Below are 18,532 nucleotides of genomic sequence, written 5' to 3'. Positions count from 1 at the left end.
TTCTGTATCCCATACCTTATTAAATAATAAACTATGCGTGTACTTTTATTTCTACGTCTTCTCCTGTACGATACCAGATCCATAAATCATTTATAATAGATGCTAGTTCAGCAATGGAAGAGTTAATTTTACAGCTTTTTAAAAATTCATCCTCCTCGTATAACTGTTTCTGCAAATGATTAATTTCCTTTTCTAACTCTTTTATTCGATCAGGTATGTCACCACGAATCTCTTCCCATTTATTTAAAATAGAAGCTTGTGTTTCATAGCTTAAATTATCCCATTCCGTTTCTAGGTGAGGAACGGCTAAACCGAGTCGAGAATCGTATTGAAAGCATGTAGTCAATACCATCCCTCCTATAAACTAAATTTTATTATTCACTTCTTACAATTAAGACATCACATTGAGCATGTCGTGCAATGTGTTCTGAAACACTTCCTATGAGAAATCTTTCAACAGCATTTAGACCTGTTGCACCGGTTATTATTAAATCAACAGTATGCTTTTTTGCCACGTCTTTTGCAATCTTAACCTTAGGAGAACCAAAATCAATAACCATGGAAACTTCTTTAACACCTGCATCAATTGCTTGTTGCTTATAGTCCCTTAGCATTTCTTCAGCATATCTTTCAGCTTCTGAGTAAATCATGCGATTATAATGTTCCACAGCTGCAAACGTTCTAGTATCAATAATATGGGTAATAAGAAGTTTTGCATCATGATCACTAGCAAAGACTATAGCTTTTTTTAATGCACGTTTTGCTTCATCAGAACCATCAACTGCTACAAGAATGGTATTATATTGAACGGCCACGATCATCAACCTCCTTGGTTGGATATAGGGTGAACCTATTATTATTATAACAAATTATAGCGGCTCTGACTAAGTAATTAATATATTCTGTAAACTTATATATGTATTTCTTTGTTAAACCGTGTTTGGTTTACAAGGGAACGACATTCTCAGTATAATATATAATAGGGAGAGAATACCTTTTACTTCGTTTACTATTTAAAACAATTTTGAATACTTTATTTAAAGTGTTATAAAAGGGGTGTTCCTATGCGCCATGCATTGATCACAGCAGGATCAAAAGGATTAGGGAAAAAGGTTACAGAAGCCTTATTAGCAGATGGTTTCTCTGTTACTGTACATTTTCATTCAGATATAACAATAATAGATAAATTAAAAAAAGAATGGGAGCTGTATAGTGATAGAATCCAATTTCAACAAGGAGATGTTACAAAAAAAAGTGATCTGATAAGGATTGTAAATGAAACAATTACAAAGTGGGGGCGTATAGATGCATTAGTGTTAAATGCAGGACCTTACATATTCGAACGTAAAAAAATGATTGATTACAGTGAAGATGAATGGCATAAAATGATAGATGGGAATCTTCATTCTGCTTTTTATTTATTAAAAGAGACAATCCCCGAAATGAGAAAAAACCAATACGGTAGAATAGTAACATATGGGTTCCAGGAGGCGGATCATGCGCCAGGTTGGTTATATCGTTCTGCATTTGCAGCGGCTAAAGTAGGGCTTGTTTCATTAACAAAAACCATTTCTATTGAAGAAGCAGAGAACGGTATTACTGCAAATATGGTTTGCCCAGGTAAGATAGTTGGAGGAATGAAAGAAGCTACAATTGAACAGGCAAGAGAGGTAAGTGATGAAGAAACACCGATAGGGCGATCAGGAACTGGAGAGGATATTGCAAGGACGGTTAGCTTTCTATGCCATGAAAATTCTGATATGATAACAGGTTCTGTTATTGAGGTAACTGGTGGCATAGATGTTCTTCATCGATTTCGCTAATGCCTATGAAGGAATAAAAAATATAAGATTGCCTTAAGCTATAGTGAGGTGATGGAGAATATGATAAAAAAAATTATCCAGTCTAGCATTGTAATATTTTCCTTGTTAATTAATTTTAATACAGATGTACAAGCTTTTTCTTGGTATGAACAAATTTCATTAAAAATTACTATGAAAACAGAGGAAACTCTATATGAATGGGAGTTTGAAAATCCTAATTCGTTTGAATTTGAAAAGGGAGATAAAATTATAAGGGACGTGGAAGCAAAAGAATCGTTTGAATCTATATTGCATTTTATTGACTTGTCAGAGCCTACTATTAACGATGAAACAATTAAGATTCTTGAACAGAATGGGTATCCTAACATTAATAAAATAGTTATTAATCGTTTAGATTATAAACAACGAAATCAAACTTGGATATGGAAAAATGAATAAATAAATCTGCCTTAATAAGAGTTGAATACATCTCAAACATAAAGGCAGATTTTTATTTTTCTACTGAATAACAGTTAATTCTTTCGGAAATTTTGTTAATAATTCATAACCTTTTTCCGTTATAAGGACATCATCTTCAATACGAACTCCTATTTGGTTCGGTATATATATCCCAGGCTCAATAGTAAATGTCATCCCTTTTTTTAAAGGAATGTTATTGGATTCTGTTAATGATGGATACTCATGAACTTCTATACCTAAACCGTGACCAATACGATGTGGAAAATAATCGCCATACCCATTGTTTGTAATGACTTCCCTCGCAGCCTTATCTAAGTTAGAAATTGCCTTTCCTTCCACACAATAATTTAATGCAGCTTGTTGTGCTTGTAGAACAGTTTCATAAATTATAGTATTCTCTTTCGATACATGGTCAAAAAACACTGTCCTTGTAATATCAGAGCAATACCCGTTCCAGACTACTCCTAAATCAAAAAGAATTGCATCTCCCTTTTTTAACTTGCGACTTCCTGGATTTCCATGGGGGTCTCCGCATTTTTCACCAAATAAAACCATCGTTAAAAAGGACATTTCTCTTATTCCTTTTCTCTTTAATTCGTATTCAATTTTTGCAACTACTTCCATTTCTGTAATACCTTCTTTTAATGCCTTAACTCCAACATTAATACCAAAATCAGCTAGCTTTGCAGCCTCTCTTAATAAAACTATTTCTTCATTTGTTTTCACTATACGTTGTGATAATATTCCTTCATCCACTTCAACAAAGTCTGCATCAGGAAAGATATCCTGTAAATTTCTAAATCGTTGCCATGAGATTCCTTGTTCAATAGCAATCTTTTTTATAGATGTCTTACGTAATTGACATGAATCTATAATTTTACGCCAAGGGTCTTCTGTATCCGAATAGCCAATTACTTCTCCTTCTTTGTATATTTCACTTATTTGGTTTATTTCCATATTTGGACAAATGACAAAAGGTTTAGCCTGTGGGAACAAAAAGGTTGCAACAATTCGTTCGTGGGGGTCTGTGTTAAAGCCAGTTAAATAAAATACATTTGCACGTGACTGGCACATTATAAGATCAATATTATGCTCATTCATCCATTGTTTCATTTTATTGTTCCGTTTGTTAATCAAAAGATCAACCTCCTGTTTATAAATATACCGTGGCTTCTCTTATCTTATCAATAAGTGCTGCAAGTATCTAGGTATACTAAAAGAAGAAAATAGAGATTCTATCTATCAATAATCTTATAAATGTATAAGAAGGAGTTTGTCCGGGTATGAAGTATTATATATAGATAAGAATATCTAAGGAGAGGTGTAAATATGATGAAAGTTTCATTCCATGGGCATTCTGTTGTGAAGTTAGAAGTAAACGGAACTAATATTTTGATTGATCCATTTATATCGGGTAATGGAATGACAGATTTATTTGTAGATAATGTAAAACCAGATGTAATTTTACTAACGCATGGTCATAACGATCATGTAGGAGATACAGTGCAATTAGCTAAAGCAAATGATGCTTTAGTTGTAGCTCCATTTGAATTAGCCACTTATTTAAGCTGGCAAGGTTTAAATACACACCCTATGCATATTGGTGGCGCTCATGAATTTGGTTTTGGGAAAGTGAAATTAACACAAGCTTTTCATGGTTCATCCTATACAGAGGAAGAGGATAAAAGGATCATCTATACAGGGATGCCCGCAGGTATTTTATTTAGTACTGAGGGGAAAACAATTTATCACGCTGGAGACACAGCTCTATTTTCTGATATGAAACTCATTGGAGAGCAAAACGATATTGATCTTGCATTTTTGCCAATTGGAGATAATTTTACGATGGGACCTGATGATGCAATCATTGCTGCCAAGTGGCTACGTGCAAAAAGAGTTGTCCCTATTCATTACAATACATTTCCGGTCATAGAGCAAGATGGTATAGCTTTTTCTAAAAAGGTAGCACCGGGAGAAGGAATAGTAATGAATGCGGGAGATACAATAGAGCTGTAATTTTAACAACATTATTAAATTTGTCTGGATCTTAAAAGGTATATAAGCGCCTTTTAAGATCCTTTTTTGCACCATGGAGGATGAAAATGATTTTAATCCAAATGGAACGAATGATTAACTTGCCCTTTTTTTGTTAATATTGATAAGTTTGATAACACTTATTTTCAGGGTAGACGAAAGAAAGAGTCGGCCATTGTTCCTGCAATAGGATAAACAGCTTTTACAGGAACATAGGAAGAAAAAAGCAAATTTGCAGGCACATAAAAGGCGCCAATGAACCTGTAAATCAACATTGCTTAGGATCTCGATCGTTAAGCCGTCTTCTTCACTATCACATATCATGAATTTTTAGAATTGCCAGTTGTATGTAGTACACACTTTATTATCTACCTATGTATAGTGTTGCTCTGAAGCTTCATCCGTCGAGACAACGGGTAGTGGATTTGAAGTTTCGTCTATTGAGTCACTGCCTTCCACTACTGAACCGTTTCTATTTTCAGGGTAGACCACTGATGCAAGTGGATATTTGCATCATGAGGGATAAAAATATTCTAACTAAGAGAAGTTCATCCGTTTCAGGCGGACGCTTTCCACGGGCAATGCTTCAGCCTCCACACTTCGCACTATCGTGCCGAATTGTCGGGTCTTCAGCTATTGCTTTTCCCGTTGGAGTCGTCACCCTTCACTCCTGAACCATTCTATTTTCAGGGTAGACTTCACATGTAAGCAAAAACGAGTACCATAGAGGATCAAATTTTTCTTCAATGTTACCACTTCTTATGGTTTTGCCACATTGCAGTCGTCTAAAATGCTTCTTATTTTCAAGGTCGATTAAAAGTACATGGAATAAAAATACCTTGAAGTACATAATTACTCTCGTTATACTTGTAGTAATACAGATCGGAAAAATCAAATACAACAGATATTAAAAAAGGAAGTGGAGGCTCGATGACAAAGCACGAGCAAATATTACAGCATATTCGTTCATTAGAAGTAGGGAATAAAATATCAGTACGTCAGATTGCAAAAGCTTTACAAGTAAGCGAGGGTACTGCCTATAGAGCAATAAAGGATGCTGAAAACCAGGGCTTAGTTAGTACAATAGAACGAGTTGGAACGATAAGAATTGAAAAAAAGCAAAAAGACAACATCGAACGACTTACATATGCAGAAGTAATAAATATTGTTGATGGGCAAGTACTAGGCGGCAGAAACGGATTATATAAAACATTAAATAAATTTGTTGTTGGCGCAATGAAAGCTGACGCTATGATGCGATATATTGAACCTGGGAACTTGTTAATCGTAGGTAATAGAGAGCAAGTACATAAACTTGCATTAGAAGAAGGATCAGCAGTCTTAATAACAGGGGGATTCGATACAAAAGAAGATGTAAAGCAATTAGCTGATGAATTGGAAATCCCTATCATATCTACCTCTTATGATACCTTTACTGTTGCAACCATGATTAATCGAGCAATCTATGATCAATTAATCAAAAAAGAAATTGTTTTAGTGGAAGATATTTTAATACCACTTGAGGAAACAAGTATTATGACAACAGCCCACACAGTGGAAAAATGGCATGAGTTAAACAATAAAACAGGTCATAGTAGATATCCTATAGTTGATGATGATTTAAAAGTTCATGGAATTGTTACAGCTAAGGATGTAATGGGAGTAAGCCCTTTAATAGAAATAGAAAAAGTCATGACTAAAAATCCAATATCCGTAAATGCACAAACTTCTGTTGCGTCAGCTGCTCATATGATGGTGTGGGAAGGTATTGAATTACTTCCGGTGATTGATAATGGTAAACGATTAATCGGCATTATTAGTCGTCAAGACGTCCTTAAGGCATTGCAAATGCTCCAACGGCAGCCTCATGTAGGTGAGACGATAGAGGATTTAGTGACAAGGCACTTTGAAGACATTTCTACATCTCAAGAATATTGCTTTCAGTTAGAGGTAAATCCTCAGATGACAAATCATCTTGGAACAATTTCATATGGAGTTATAACAACAATTGTGACGGAAGCAGGAAGTAGAGTGCTACGGAAGTATAAAAAAGGAGATTTAGTTGTTGAAAACATTACGTTATTTTTTATAAAACCTGTCCAAATTGAAAGCAAAATAAAAGTTTATCCGAAAGTATTAGAAGTAGGTCGGAAATTTGGAAAGGTAGATGTAGAAATATTCCATGAAGGTCAAATTGTAGGAAAAGCAATGCTTATGGCTCAGTTAATTGATAGATAAATAAAATACATGATTAAAAAAGAACGGGATCACACTGTGTGAAACTCCCGTTCTCATTTATGGATAAACGTATTGCTAATGCTTTTAGCATTATGTTTGCTCTTTTGTTTCTTGTTCCTTTAATGCTTCAACCTCTTTTTTGGCAAATGGAAGAAATGTACGATAAAACTTAATACCGAAAATTACATTAAGTAAACCAAATACAGTAAATATTAAAGAGACTATTGCTGCTACTGAAGTTCCTAAATTAATATAAGAACTTACACCAAACGTAATAAAGAATATTCCAATTGCAATACTCCCTTTTGCAGCGTACCATCTTTTTTCAGCAGGACCTGGTGCTTTTGCTTGCTGCACTTTATTATAAACATAGAAAACAAGTGAAATAATTATAATGATAATATATTGCATGAATGAATTTCTCCTTTTTAAAGACAATAATTTTGTGTGAGTAAATTTATTACATATTCTTTCTTTATAATGATAAGAAAGAATAAAAACGATTAACTTTGAAAGTTCGTTGCTCTATGCGCCATCACCTCGTGTCAAATAACCTGTCCGTATAAAAAGTAAAAAGCACTTTTTAACGGCCAGAACATTTGCTGGTCGCCGATATGCAAGCCCCTTGCGCTTTTCTAATTTATGTTTACTAATAGTAAGGTAGCATAAAAACAATAAAATGTACAAGAAAGATAACTAAGAATGCTTCTGTATTGTATGCTAATAAAATAAATTTTTTTTAATGAGAGGTTGGTAGTAGTGAAGGAATTAATCTTCGAAAGTATAAAAAAATGGGATTCTATTATTATTCTTAGACATGTAAGACCAGATCCTGATGCATATGGTTCGCAAGCAGGATTAAAAGAATTGATAAAGGAGCATTTTCCTCATAAATCTGTATTCATGGTTGGAGAACAAGAAGAATCTTTATCCTTTTTGGCTGAAATGGATCAAGTGGAGGATGAAGTATTTAGTAAATCCCTCGTAATCATTTGTGATACGGCAAATAGAGAGAGGATTGATGATGAACGTTATAAGAATAGTGAGTTTATCATAAAAATAGACCATCATCCTGAGGTTGATGTATATGGGAATTTATCTTGGGTGGATGAAAAGGCAAGCTCAACAAGTGAAATGATATGTGAATTATATAAGGAATTTGAAAAGGATGGGGCAATACTAACTAATAAAGCAGCAAAGCTATTGTATGCAGGAATTGTAGGGGATACTGGTAGATTTCGTTTTTCAAATACTTCAGAACGAACCTTTTATTGGGCAGGTAAATTAATTGAAAAGGACTTTTCTAGCTTGGAGCTATATGACAAAATGTACGAAACTTCTTTATCACTTTTACGTCTAGAAGGGTATGTATTATCAAATCTAGACCTTCGCCCTTCAGGTGTTGGAGTTGTTTATTTAACAAAAGAAAAATTAGAGGAATTTGGTGTTACTGCAAATGAATCAGCAGCAATTGTTAATTCTTTTTCTTCCTTAAAAGGAATCAAAGCATGGGTATTTTTTGTGGAAGAAGATGAAAAGATCATTCGTGTTCGTTTACGTTCGAAAGGGCCTGAAATTCATCACCTAGCTAGTCGATTTAATGGTGGTGGCCACCCATTAGCATCTGGTGCACAGGTTTCTTCGTGGGATGAAGCTGAGGTGTTAATAGAAGAATTAGATAATATATGTTCATAGTAAAAATAATAGCTCATTAGACTATCTGTTCGTTGCATTACAAAATGTGATAAGACAAAATGAAAAAGCGTAATGCTTCACTGGAAGCTTACGCTTTTGTTGGAATGAACCATGATCCTAAACTGCATCTGTCCTCTTCAACCTCAATTCCTAACGAATGTAGTTCTTTCTTTATAAGTTCAGAGACTTCTTTTGTTTCTGCGTATGCGGAATATCCAGATTGAATAGTTTTTACCTTTTCCTTGGCTAATTGTCTTCGACTCATTATTTTCATTTCACTATTCCCCCTTTTCAAAGAGTTGTAATGTTTAATAAGTCACAATGAGATAAAATTCAAAATATTAATCTTTATACTATTATACCCCAATTTGCAAGTTATCTAAAAAATATTATGTTTCTTTTCATTAAATTGTGACAATTATTATTCGGCAGTTTCAATCCTTAAGTTCATCTCAATTGTAGTAAATAAAATTAACTTTTCCATCCTAAGCTGGTATTCTTTATCATTTATTCCAAAGGTTTTATTTTCTACCGTACTTTCTAGAAAATCTTTTGAAATAGCAACAGTCTCAATGTTTTGATTTCGAACACTCTCTAATAAATTTTCAACTGCACCACGTAATTCATGCAGAGCTAATTCACTTAAGTTTACATCATCCTCGTTTGTAAACTCAATTTTAATATCTTGAACAGTTAAGTTTTTTTTCATCTCTTCGTTTCTTTCATTATCTTCTTTTCTTAATGTTTCAATTGTATTTTCTTGTTTTACTATTGTTGTTTTTAATTCATTAATATCCATAATAAGTTTATCGTGTACAAGACCAAAATGATAAAGAAAAAATACCCACCCGAATATCATACCTAGGATGAATCCAACGAAAAAACGTTGCCAGCTTTTTTCATGATAGAAGGGAGGTATTCTCATTTTATCCCCTCTTGTGTAAACCATTGAACTAGTAACGAACCTGTATGTGCACCACATAGAGCAACAAAAATCATAGTGATTGTTTTAAAGATGTCAATATGTGTCCCTTCAAAAATACCCCTTTCTAGACTAGAAATGGCATCGAAGGTTCCTCCTATAGCTGCTACTAATGCCCAAATTTTTAAGCTTGAAGATAGATCGTGCATAATAGACAAAGGGGGTTTTCCAATTAAATATGCACCTATTCCCCCAATGACTGTACCACCGATTATTACACCGAATGCAACAAAATAGTCTATAACTAAGGTTGCTAAAAAATCTCTATCCATTGCTGTTCCTCCTTCTAACCATTACCTCTTTGTACATTTTTATGGACAATAGTTAGAAGATATGCTGATGACCTTTTATTTAATTAAATTATACGTGTAAAGAACAAATGTTTCCGTTACAATAGGTTATATAAGTTAAAATGCAGAGGAAGAGATAAAAATTAGCTAGTTCCTTTACAATAAATACTTGAAAGGAGTGTTTACATGTCGTTTGTTCATTTACATGTTCATAGTGAATTCAGTTTATTACATAGTTCAGCAAAAATTAAGGAACTAGTTTTCAAAGCACATGAATTAGGATTTCACTCGTTGGCACTAACAGATAAAGATGCCATGTACGGTGTTATACCTTTTTATAAAGAATGTATGAAATATAATATCAAACCTATTGTAGGCGTTGAATTAGCATATGCTGAAGAAGATCAAGATGTTACAGAAAAACACAGTCATCGAATTCTCCTACTAGCAAAAAATAACAAAGGCTACCAGTCTTTGCTTCGTTTGACTACGAAAGCACATGAAAATGCGTCCCGTTTCGGACCATTTATAACGAAATCAGATTTAACAAAAGAAAGTCAAGGAGTTCTTGTTATTCTCCCCTTTGAAGAAGGAATTGTCCAGCATTTGATTGAAAGCGGACAGTTTGAGCAGGCTTATGATAGATACAAGTGGTTTCAAAGCTTTTTCGGGAAAGAAGATGTGTATATAGAGATTCAAAATCATTGGCGCCCACGAGAGAGAGAGAAGTTATTAAAAATTGTGAATTGGGTAAAGGATATGAAAAAACATATACGAGTTGTAGCAAGTAATCATGTCCATTTTACAGAACGTCATCAAGAAAATGCACATCGTGTTATTCAGTCAATTCGATTAGGAATTAAGCTAGATGATTTAAAAGAAAGTTATTCATCCTCTGAGTATTATTTAAAAACGGAAGAAGATATGCTCAGTTTATTTCCTCAATGGAAGGATGCCTGTAAGGAAACAGAAAAAATTGCCAGCCGATGTAGTGTAAATATTGATTTTGGTAGGTTTGTTTTACCTAAATATCCTCTGCCTGAAAGAATGACGGCAAAGGAATATTTGCGGGAATTGTGCTATAAAGCTATTTCAGATAGATTTAGTGAACCTACAAATGATGTTTTTGAACGGTTGAATTACGAATTAGGCATTATTTCAGAAATGAATTATGACGACTATTTTTTAATTGTTGCGGATTTTATGCGCTTTGCTCATGAAAATCGTATAATGACAGGACCTGGTCGTGGTTCTGCTGCGGGATCACTTGTTGCCTATTTATTGAAGATAACGAATGTTGATCCACTTCAATACGGTCTCCTATTTGAACGTTTTTTGAACCCAGAACGGATTACCATGCCTGATATAGATATTGACTTTCCTGATAATCGACGTGATGAGGTTATTCATTATGTAAAGGAAAAGTATGGGAAATATCATGTTGCTCAAATAATCACTTTTGGAACATTAGCGGCTAAGGCAGCTATCCGTGATGCAGGAAGAGTACTAGGGTTGGAAGTACCCTTAATTGATAAAGTAGTTAAACAAATTCCTTCAAGACCAACTATTACACTAGATGAAGTAATGAAAGAATCCCTAACTATAAGTGAGCTAATAATGAAAGATGAAAAGATAAAAGAACTATTTAAAATAGCAATGGACATAGAAGGATTACCACGTCATTCCTCTATTCATGCAGCCGGTATTGTAATGAGTGATAGACCGTTAATGGATTTTGTTCCTCTACAAATGGGGAATGATGGATTGTATTTAACTCAATATCCCATGGGTGATTTAGAAGACATAGGCTTATTAAAGATGGATTTTTTAGGTTTGAGAAATTTAAGCTTTATAGATAAAACGTTAGAATTGATTCGAATACACCAGGGGAAAAAAATAAATTTAGAAACCATATCACTTGAAGATCAAGCTACTTTTCAATTATTAAGTAATGGAGATACAAATGGTGTTTTTCAATTAGAATCTTCAGGGATGAAAAGTACGTTAAAGAGGTTAAAACCAACAGAATTTGAGGATATCGTAGCTGTAAATGCTTTATATCGTCCTGGTCCTATGGAAAATATTCCTGTTTATATTCGTAGGAAACATGGTGAGGAGCCAGTAGATTATCCACATGAAAATTTGAAGAACATCTTGTACCCTACATACGGTGTACTTATATATCAAGAACAAATTATGCAGATTGCTTCTAAGATGGCAGGATTTACTCTTGGCGAAGCAGATATTCTTCGTCGAGCTGTTGGAAAGAAAAAACGTGAGGTGTTAGAAAAAGCTCGACATCAATTTATTGAAGGGGCTATAAAAGAAGAATATTCAACAGATGAAGCAAATAAAATGTATAATACAATCGTCCGTTTTGCTAATTACGGATTTAACCGCAGTCATGCTGTAGCGTATAGTATGATAGCTTACTATTTAGCTTACTTGAAAGCTAATTTTCCTTTAGAATTTTTGACAGCAATGATGGGATCAGTCGAACACCATCATGACAAACTTGGTGAATATGTTGCTGAAGCAAGGAGAAGAGGAATAAAAGTTCATCCACCTTCTATAATGAATAGTGAAGTTCAATTTACGGTAAAGGATGATGAAATTTGGATGGGATTGGCGACTGTCAAGAATGTAGGTGTACAAGCTGTTAAAGAAATAATTAAAGAAAGAAGACTTAAAAAATTCACTGATTTATTCGATATATGTGCAAGAATCTCCCAAAAGATATTACCGAAAAGATCACTCGATGCACTTATTGCTGCAGGAGCATTAGATGAATTATGTACAGAAAGAGCTAAGTTATTAGCATCTGTAGAGATAGCATTGGAATATGGTGATAAATATCGTGAACAGCAATTGAATTATCAAACAGAACTCTTCTTTGAAGAGGCAAAAAAGCCTGGTTATATTGATGTACCACCACTATCTAATAAAGATAGACTAAATTTTGAAAAGCAAGTGTTGGGGTTTTATGTATCAGCTCACCCAATAGAATTTGAACGTCATTTAGTTGAACAATATAATCCAATTTCCATTACTCTTTTAAAAGAAAATAATGATCAAAATGAACTTGTGCGTGTCTGTGGCATGATTGAAGATGTGAAAGTAATTCAAACGAAAAAGAAAAAACAAATGGCTTTTTTAAAGCTCTCAGACGAATCTGGTGAAGTGGATGTTACGGTTTTTCCAGATGCTTTTCAATTGTATCGAACAAAGCTACAAAAAAGTGAGCTGATTTTTATTGAGGGGAAAGTACAAGAGCACCAAGGTGAGAAAAAATTAATTTTAGAAAAATGTACAACTATTTCTTCATTGAAGAGAAAAATGTATGAGAAAAACAAACCAGTATTATACTTGAAAATTTCTTTAGTACATGAAAAACAAACAGTACTAAATAAATTAAAAGTATTATTAGAAGACCATCCTGGTGAAATATCAGTAATATTAGTTTATGAAAGAACAAATAAAGCTAAGCATTTATCAGAAATGTGGAATGTTTCTGGAGAAGAAAGGCTAATATTAAGACTAACAGAATTATTAGGACAAAAGAATGTATATCTAAAAGATAAAGATCAAAGGTAGTTCCCTTTACCATAGGAGATAAATCGGCGTGACATAATGCTAGTATACACAATGCTTAGGAGTACTTTAGCGGAATGGATTCGCCTTTTTGTTTCTATAAAATAAGATTTAAGGTGTTACTTTATTAGTAATTTGTTATAATGAAAACTGGCTCTATAGTGGTCTGACCACTATAAAGTGAGGTTTAAATTAGGTGGAATAAGGAGAGTGGGGTTTGTGACGACATTACGAGAAGAAGCGTTACATATGCATCAAGTGAAAAAAGGAAAACTTGAAACGAAGGCAAAAGTTCCTGTACGAAATGCTCATGACTTGTCCCTAGCTTACTCACCAGGAGTTGCAGAACCATGTAAGGAAATTTTTGAAGACCCACAAGCAGTATATGAGTATACTGTTAAAGGAAATATGGTCGGTGTCGTATCAGATGGAACAGCTGTATTAGGCCTTGGGAATATTGGACCAGAAGCTGCTATGCCAGTAATGGAAGGAAAAGCAGTTTTATTTAAATCTTTTGCAGGCGTTGATGCATTTCCTATTTGTTTAAACACAACTGATGTTGACAAAATAGTGGAAACGGTCAAGCTATTAGAACCTACATTCGGTGGAATTAATCTAGAGGATATTGCTGCACCAAGATGTTTTGAAATTGAAGAACGATTAAAAAGAGAAATGAACATTCCCGTTTTTCATGATGATCAACATGGTACTGCCATTGTGACAGCTGCTGGTCTTCTTAATGCATTAAAAATTACTGGTAAATCAATGCAAGAGATAAAAGTAGTAGTAAATGGTGCTGGAGCAGCAGGAATTGCAATAATAAAGCTATTAAAAAGTATGGGATGTAAAGATTTTATTTTATGTGATTCAAAAGGGGCAATTTTTGAAGGTCGATCCCACGGGATGAATGAGTTAAAGCACGAGCTTTCACTTGTTACAAATCGTGATAAAAAAGAAGGTCCATTAGCTGAGATTATTAAAGGGACTGATGTTTTTGTTGGTGTATCCGTAGAGGGTGCATTAACGAAAGAAATGGTGGAAAGCATGAATCCAGATCCCATTATTTTTGCGATGGCTAACCCAGTTCCTGAAATTATGCCTGAAGATGCAAAAGCTGCTGGTGCAAGTGTTATTGGAACTGGACGTTCAGACTTTCCAAATCAAGTGAATAACGTATTGGCATTCCCTGGAATATTTAGAGGAGCATTAGATGTTTATGCAACTCATATTAATGAAGAAATGAAGATAGCAGCTGTTAAGGCAATAGCTGATCTAGTTGATGAAAGTAAGCTAACAAATGACTATGTTATTCCAGGTCCATTTGACTCAAGGGTTGCACCCGCTGTTGCAAGGGGAGTCGCGCAAGCAGCTATGGATACTGGTGTTGCAAGAAGGAAAGTTGATCCAAAGTTAGTTGAACAAAAAACTCGTGAGCTCACGATGATTGAAGAAGAATAGCCTTTTTTATAATTTAGAAAGGCTAGTTCTAGAGAGGTGAATATGCAAGAAAAAGTTTACCTAAACATATTAAAAGAAATTGAACAAATTATCTATCAAGATCAGCTATTACCAGGAGATAGACTCCCTTCAGAAAGAGAACTAGCTGAAAGGTTAAATGTAGGACGTTCTTCTGTTCGCGAGGCATTGAGATCCTTGGAATTATTAGATTTAATTATCACGAGGAAGGGCGAAGGGACGTTTATTCAGAAATCAGGTGGTCGCAAAATTGCAGAAGTTTTAGCTAGGTTTTTTTTAAGAGAAGAGAGAGCACGAAGAGATGTTGTTGAAACTAGAAAAATAATAGAAATAGAAGCGGTGCGACTAGCATGTGAAAGGGTGAAACAAAGTCAGCTAGATAAGATTGAAGCTATTATAAAACAATCGTTATCTACATGGACAAAAGGGGAGCCCCCTTTAGATGAGGATTACTTATTCCATGAGGCTCTTGTTGAATCAAGTCAAAATGAACTGCTACTAAATGTATGGCGTCCATTAGTAGAATATAGTAGAGTTGCTTTAAAGAGCACAGCTTCAATAAAGAATAGCAATGACAATATGATTAATGAGCATCAAACTATTTTTGAAGCATTAAAAAGAAAAGATGAAGAAGAGGTAATCTTTCAATTAAAAAATCACTTAGAAAATAGTCGTTTCTAAATTAGTATATTTATCCATTTTATCTTGAACATAGAAGGATAAAGGTGTATGATGCTTCCAAATAGGGACATCTATAGAAGGGCTTTATTTATATTAAATAATATATTATCAGAATTTATATGATTTTTATAAAGAACGAAAATGAAATTTTTCCCGAAAGGTGTTAAGTGTCAGGATATTGACATTTCGCCCAGTTGCTTACAGGACGTAAGTAGTCACTAGGAGTAATTGGAGTGCTTTGCACTTTTCTTTTATTATTAATATGAAGAGGTGAGATTGTGATACGTGATTTATTTTCAAAAAAGAAGAAATATGCAACAATACCTTCAGAAGAAGCGAAACAAGAGGTTCCAGAAGGATTAATGACAAAATGTCCCAAGTGCAAAACCATTATGTATACGAAAGAACTTAGAAAAATTAATATGGTTTGTAATAGTTGTGGGCATCACCATAGTTTGACTGCTTATGAACGTATTAATCTCACACTAGATGAAAATAGCTTTGAAGAGTTTGAAAAAGATATGATTGCAATGGATCCATTAGAGTTTCCATCTTATTTAGAAAAGTCGAAAATAGATCGAGAAAAAACGAAGTTAAATGAAGCCATTGTAACAGGTACAGGTACAATTTCCGGATACCCAACCGTAATTGGTGTTATGGATGCAAGATTTCGAATGGGAAGTATGGGCTCCGTAGTTGGTGAAAAAATTGCTATAGCAATAGAACGGGCAATTGAAACAAACAAACCTTTTATATTATTTTCTGCTTCCGGTGGAGCGAGAATGCAAGAAGGTGTATTTAGTTTGATGCAAATGGCAAAAACGAGTGCTGCATTGAATCAACTGCATGAAAAAGGTTTACTATTTATTAGTGTTATGACTCATCCTACAACTGGAGGCGTTTCTGCAAGCTTTGCATCGTTAGGTGATATTAATTTAGCGGAGCCTGGTGCGTTAATTGGATTTGCTGGACGACGTATAATTGAACAAACAATCCGCCAAAAGCTGCCAGATGATTTTCAAACAGCAGAATTTTTACTAGAGCATGGCCAACTTGATAAAGTGGTTTCTAGAAATGAGATGAGAAGTACGTTAGGAAAAATGCTCCAATTACATTACCCCCAAGTAAATGGTAGGGAGGGATATTTAAATGGCTGAACAACAATTATCTTTTGAAAAACCAATCGTTGAATTAAAGAATAAAATATCTGAATTAAAAGCTTTTACTGCTGAGAAAGAAATTGATTTATCTGGAGAAATTGAAAAGCTAGAGGAACGACTGGAGCAATTAGAAAAGGACATTTATGGTAACTTAAATCCATGGGAACGTGTTCAAATTGCCCGTCATAATAAACGCCCTACAACATTAGACTATATTAAACGAATTTTCACTGATTTTATTGAACTCCACGGTGATCGACTATATGGGGACGATCAAGCTATTGTTGGTGGTATCGCTAGATTTGAAGGATTACCAGTAACAATTATTGGACACCAAAGAGGGAAAGATACGAAGGAAAATATTAAGCGTAATTTTGGGATGCCACATCCAGAAGGGTATCGAAAAGCACTTCGTTTAATGAAGCAGGCTGATAAATTTAATAGACCGATTATATGTTTTATCGATACAAAAGGTGCTGACCCTGGAATTGAGTCAGAAGAACGTGGACAAAGCGAAGCCATTGCACGCAATTTAATAGAAATGTCTGGTTTAAGAGTGCCTGTCGTTTGTATTGTTATTGGTGAAGGAGGAAGTGGTGGTGCACTTGCCCTTGGTGTAGGTGATCGTATTTTCATGTTAGAAAATTCGACTTATTCTGTTATTTCTCCTGAAGGTGCAGCAGCACTTCTGTGGAAGGATTCTTCTTTAGCAAAGCGCGCAGCAGAAACAATGAAAATTACGGCTCCAGATTTATTAGAATTAGGTTTAATTGATGGAATGGTACAAGAAGTAAGAGGAGGAGCGCATCGTGATGTAGATCAACAAGCACATGAAATTGCAGAAACTCTTTCTCAATCGTTACAAGAATTAGTTGGGATAGAGCCTGAAACACTTGTGAAAAAACGTTACGAAAAATTTAAAAATATTGGAGAAATTAACCATGTAAGCGATATCATAGTGATGAAATAAGGTACTTTGCTTTCTCTTTTTAGGGAAAGCATTCTTATTTGTCACCGAATCGATGTTGTTTTTAGTAAATGAAAATGGTATTTTAGACACATATTATATTACATATAATATATAGGTGAGGTGGATTAAGGCAGATGAAGCGAATCGGAGTACTGACAAGTGGTGGAGATTCACCTGGAATGAATGCTGCCATTCGAGCTGTAGTAAGAAAGGCTATATATCACAATTTAGAAATTTATGGTATTTACTATGGGTATGCTGGCTTAATTAATGGTGACATAAAGAAACTAGAAATAGGGTCTGTAGGTGATATTATACATCGTGGAGGTACAATGCTATACACTGCTCGGTGTGAAGAATTTAAAACATTAGAAGGGCAGAAAAAAGGCATAGAACAATTAGAGAAATTTGGCATCGAAGCTCTAGTTGTCATTGGGGGAGATGGGTCTTTTCGTGGTGCTGAAAAATTAACAGAGCACGGTTTCCCTACAATAGGTGTACCAGGAACTATTGATAACGACATTTCAGGAACAGATTATACGATTGGCTTTGATACTGCCTTAAATACAGTAATAAATGCAATTGATAAAATTCGAGATACTGCAACATCCCATGAAAGAACCTATGTAATTGAAGTGATGGGTAGAGACGCAGGAGATATTGCTCTTTGGTCAGGTCTTGCAGATGGAGCTGAATCGATCTTAATACCTGAAGAGAACTATAGTATGAATGATGTTGTTCAACGCTTAATGAAAGGGCATGAACGTGGGAAAAAGCATAGTATCATCGTTGTTGCGGAAGGTGCAGGCTCTGGAGTTGAGATTGCGAAGGAAATCAAAAAAAGAACCAATTTAGAAACACGAGTTACAGTATTAGGACATATTCAACGTGGTGGATCACCAACAGCATCTGATCGTGTCCTTGCTAGCCGTCTAGGAGCTTATGCTGTAGAAATTTTACTTGATGGAAAAGCAGGGAAAATGGTTGGAATTGAAAAAAATGTCCTAGTTTCACATGATATAGATGATGCTTTATCACGTAAGCATCAAATAGATCAAACGATGTTTAAGCTTTCCAAAGAACTATCAATTTAAAGATTAAGGCTAAGCTATTTTCGGCTCGTTTAATAACAT

General features: G+C 34.6%; 18 protein-coding genes. 11 read left to right on the top strand and 7 right to left on the bottom strand.

Annotated features, from left to right (window positions below; all coding sequences use genetic code 11):
• Positions 1 to 31: 31 nt before the first annotated feature.
• The gene (locus tag QA612_RS05795) at positions 32 to 346 is read right to left on the bottom strand and encodes a hypothetical protein (protein WP_278282823.1); all 315 of its coding nucleotides are present in this window, start codon (positions 344 to 346) and stop codon (positions 32 to 34) included.
• 28 nt (positions 347 to 374) lie between these two features.
• A complete protein-coding gene (locus tag QA612_RS05790; RefSeq protein ID WP_278282822.1) occupies positions 375 to 815 on the bottom strand; it encodes a universal stress protein in 441 nt (146 codons plus the stop codon).
• 249 nt (positions 816 to 1,064) lie between these two features.
• Here QA612_RS05790 and QA612_RS05785 point away from each other — a divergent pair, with 249 nt between their 5' ends.
• Both QA612_RS05785 and QA612_RS05780 read left to right on the top strand, forming a co-directional pair.
• Positions 1,065 to 1,823: an SDR family oxidoreductase gene (locus QA612_RS05785; protein ID WP_278282821.1), complete on the top strand. Its 759-nt coding sequence runs from the start codon at positions 1,065 to 1,067 to the stop codon at positions 1,821 to 1,823.
• Positions 1,824 to 1,883: 60 nt separating this feature from the next.
• The gene (locus tag QA612_RS05780; RefSeq protein ID WP_278282820.1) at positions 1,884 to 2,261 is read left to right on the top strand and encodes a hypothetical protein; all 378 of its coding nucleotides are present in this window, start codon (positions 1,884 to 1,886) and stop codon (positions 2,259 to 2,261) included.
• Positions 2,262 to 2,321: 60 nt separating this feature from the next.
• Here the strand turns inward: QA612_RS05780 and QA612_RS05775 are convergent, their stop codons facing one another.
• Positions 2,322 to 3,416: a M24 family metallopeptidase gene (locus QA612_RS05775; RefSeq protein ID WP_278282879.1), complete on the bottom strand. Its 1,095-nt coding sequence runs from the start codon at positions 3,414 to 3,416 to the stop codon at positions 2,322 to 2,324.
• Between the two features lie 198 nt (positions 3,417 to 3,614).
• On the opposite strand from QA612_RS05775, the gene QA612_RS05770 reads away from it, so the two are divergent.
• Together QA612_RS05770 and QA612_RS05765 are read left to right on the top strand one after the other, a co-directional pair.
• Positions 3,615 to 4,298 carry a metal-dependent hydrolase gene (locus QA612_RS05770; RefSeq protein ID WP_278282878.1) on the top strand — a complete coding sequence of 228 codons (684 nt, stop codon included), beginning with the start codon at positions 3,615 to 3,617 and terminating at the stop codon, positions 4,296 to 4,298.
• Positions 4,299 to 5,246: 948 nt separating this feature from the next.
• Positions 5,247 to 6,554 carry a CBS domain-containing protein gene (locus QA612_RS05765; RefSeq protein WP_278282819.1) on the top strand — a complete coding sequence of 436 codons (1,308 nt, stop codon included), beginning with the start codon at positions 5,247 to 5,249 and terminating at the stop codon, positions 6,552 to 6,554.
• A 90-nt stretch (positions 6,555 to 6,644) separates the two neighbouring features.
• Here the strand turns inward: QA612_RS05765 and QA612_RS05760 are convergent, their stop codons facing one another.
• A complete protein-coding gene (locus tag QA612_RS05760) occupies positions 6,645 to 6,965 on the bottom strand; it encodes a YtpI family protein (RefSeq protein ID WP_278282818.1) in 321 nt (106 codons plus the stop codon).
• Positions 6,966 to 7,313: 348 nt separating this feature from the next.
• On the opposite strand from QA612_RS05760, the gene QA612_RS05755 reads away from it, so the two are divergent.
• A complete protein-coding gene (locus QA612_RS05755; protein WP_278282817.1) occupies positions 7,314 to 8,249 on the top strand; it encodes a DHH family phosphoesterase in 936 nt (311 codons plus the stop codon).
• Positions 8,250 to 8,337: 88 nt separating this feature from the next.
• Here QA612_RS05755 and QA612_RS05750 read toward each other — a convergent pair whose 3' ends face one another.
• The 3 genes from QA612_RS05750 to ytrH all read right to left on the bottom strand — a co-directional run bounded on the left by QA612_RS05750 (position 8,338) and on the right by ytrH (position 9,503).
• A complete protein-coding gene (locus QA612_RS05750; RefSeq protein ID WP_278282816.1) occupies positions 8,338 to 8,523 on the bottom strand; it encodes a YtzJ family protein in 186 nt (61 codons plus the stop codon).
• Between the two features lie 147 nt (positions 8,524 to 8,670).
• Positions 8,671 to 9,174 carry a sporulation membrane protein YtrI gene (ytrI, locus tag QA612_RS05745; protein WP_278282815.1) on the bottom strand — a complete coding sequence of 168 codons (504 nt, stop codon included), beginning with the start codon at positions 9,172 to 9,174 and terminating at the stop codon, positions 8,671 to 8,673.
• Positions 9,171 to 9,503 carry a sporulation membrane protein YtrH gene (gene ytrH / locus QA612_RS05740; RefSeq protein WP_278282814.1) on the bottom strand — a complete coding sequence of 111 codons (333 nt, stop codon included), beginning with the start codon at positions 9,501 to 9,503 and terminating at the stop codon, positions 9,171 to 9,173. Before ytrH ends, ytrI begins: the two co-directional genes overlap by 4 nt.
• Before the next feature lie 204 nt (positions 9,504 to 9,707).
• Between ytrH and dnaE the strand changes: the two genes are divergently transcribed.
• From dnaE to pfkA, 6 genes are all read left to right on the top strand, one after another.
• Positions 9,708 to 13,115 carry a DNA polymerase III subunit alpha gene (dnaE, locus tag QA612_RS05735; RefSeq protein ID WP_278282813.1) on the top strand — a complete coding sequence of 1,136 codons (3,408 nt, stop codon included), beginning with the start codon at positions 9,708 to 9,710 and terminating at the stop codon, positions 13,113 to 13,115.
• Between the two features lie 216 nt (positions 13,116 to 13,331).
• Positions 13,332 to 14,570, top strand: a complete 1,239-nt coding sequence (gene ystJ, locus QA612_RS05730) for an NADP-dependent malic enzyme (RefSeq protein ID WP_278282812.1) — start codon at positions 13,332 to 13,334, stop codon at positions 14,568 to 14,570.
• Positions 14,571 to 14,612: 42 nt separating this feature from the next.
• Positions 14,613 to 15,269: a FadR/GntR family transcriptional regulator gene (locus tag QA612_RS05725; RefSeq protein WP_278282811.1), complete on the top strand. Its 657-nt coding sequence runs from the start codon at positions 14,613 to 14,615 to the stop codon at positions 15,267 to 15,269.
• 278 nt (positions 15,270 to 15,547) lie between these two features.
• Complete coding sequence (accD, locus tag QA612_RS05720) at positions 15,548 to 16,426, top strand: acetyl-CoA carboxylase, carboxyltransferase subunit beta (protein WP_278282810.1); 879 nt, start codon at positions 15,548 to 15,550, stop codon at positions 16,424 to 16,426.
• A complete protein-coding gene (gene accA / locus QA612_RS05715) occupies positions 16,419 to 17,399 on the top strand; it encodes an acetyl-CoA carboxylase carboxyl transferase subunit alpha (protein ID WP_278282809.1) in 981 nt (326 codons plus the stop codon). The genes accD and accA overlap by 8 nt, the downstream gene beginning before the upstream one ends.
• A gap of 134 nt (positions 17,400 to 17,533) precedes the next feature.
• Positions 17,534 to 18,493, top strand: a complete 960-nt coding sequence (gene pfkA / locus QA612_RS05710) for a 6-phosphofructokinase (RefSeq protein ID WP_278282808.1) — start codon at positions 17,534 to 17,536, stop codon at positions 18,491 to 18,493.
• Positions 18,494 to 18,532 lie beyond the last annotated feature (39 nt).

The sequence above is a fragment of the Evansella sp. AB-P1 genome, from assembly GCF_029688925.1.
In the GTDB taxonomy this organism is placed as follows: domain Bacteria; phylum Bacillota; class Bacilli; order Bacillales; family Salisediminibacteriaceae; genus Evansella.
This window is presented reverse-complemented; position numbering and strand designations above follow the sequence as displayed.

Coding starts and splice junctions, on each gene's coding strand:
- QA612_RS05785 (WP_278282821.1), top strand. CDS start 1,065: ATGCGCCATGCATTGATCACAGCAGGATCAAAAGGATTAGGGAAAAAG.
- QA612_RS05780 (WP_278282820.1), top strand. CDS start 1,884: ATGATAAAAAAAATTATCCAGTCTAGCATTGTAATATTTTCCTTGTTA.
- QA612_RS05770 (WP_278282878.1), top strand. CDS start 3,615: ATGAAAGTTTCATTCCATGGGCATTCTGTTGTGAAGTTAGAAGTAAAC.
- QA612_RS05765 (WP_278282819.1), top strand. CDS start 5,247: ATGACAAAGCACGAGCAAATATTACAGCATATTCGTTCATTAGAAGTA.
- QA612_RS05760 (WP_278282818.1), bottom strand. CDS start 6,965: ATGCAATATATTATCATTATAATTATTTCACTTGTTTTCTATGTTTAT.
- QA612_RS05750 (WP_278282816.1), bottom strand. CDS start 8,523: ATGAAAATAATGAGTCGAAGACAATTAGCCAAGGAAAAGGTAAAAACT.
- ytrI (WP_278282815.1), bottom strand. CDS start 9,174: ATGAGAATACCTCCCTTCTATCATGAAAAAAGCTGGCAACGTTTTTTC.
- ytrH (WP_278282814.1), bottom strand. CDS start 9,503: ATGGATAGAGATTTTTTAGCAACCTTAGTTATAGACTATTTTGTTGCA.
- dnaE (WP_278282813.1), top strand. CDS start 9,708: ATGTCGTTTGTTCATTTACATGTTCATAGTGAATTCAGTTTATTACAT.
- QA612_RS05725 (WP_278282811.1), top strand. CDS start 14,613: ATGCAAGAAAAAGTTTACCTAAACATATTAAAAGAAATTGAACAAATT.
- accA (WP_278282809.1), top strand. CDS start 16,419: ATGGCTGAACAACAATTATCTTTTGAAAAACCAATCGTTGAATTAAAG.
- pfkA (WP_278282808.1), top strand. CDS start 17,534: ATGAAGCGAATCGGAGTACTGACAAGTGGTGGAGATTCACCTGGAATG.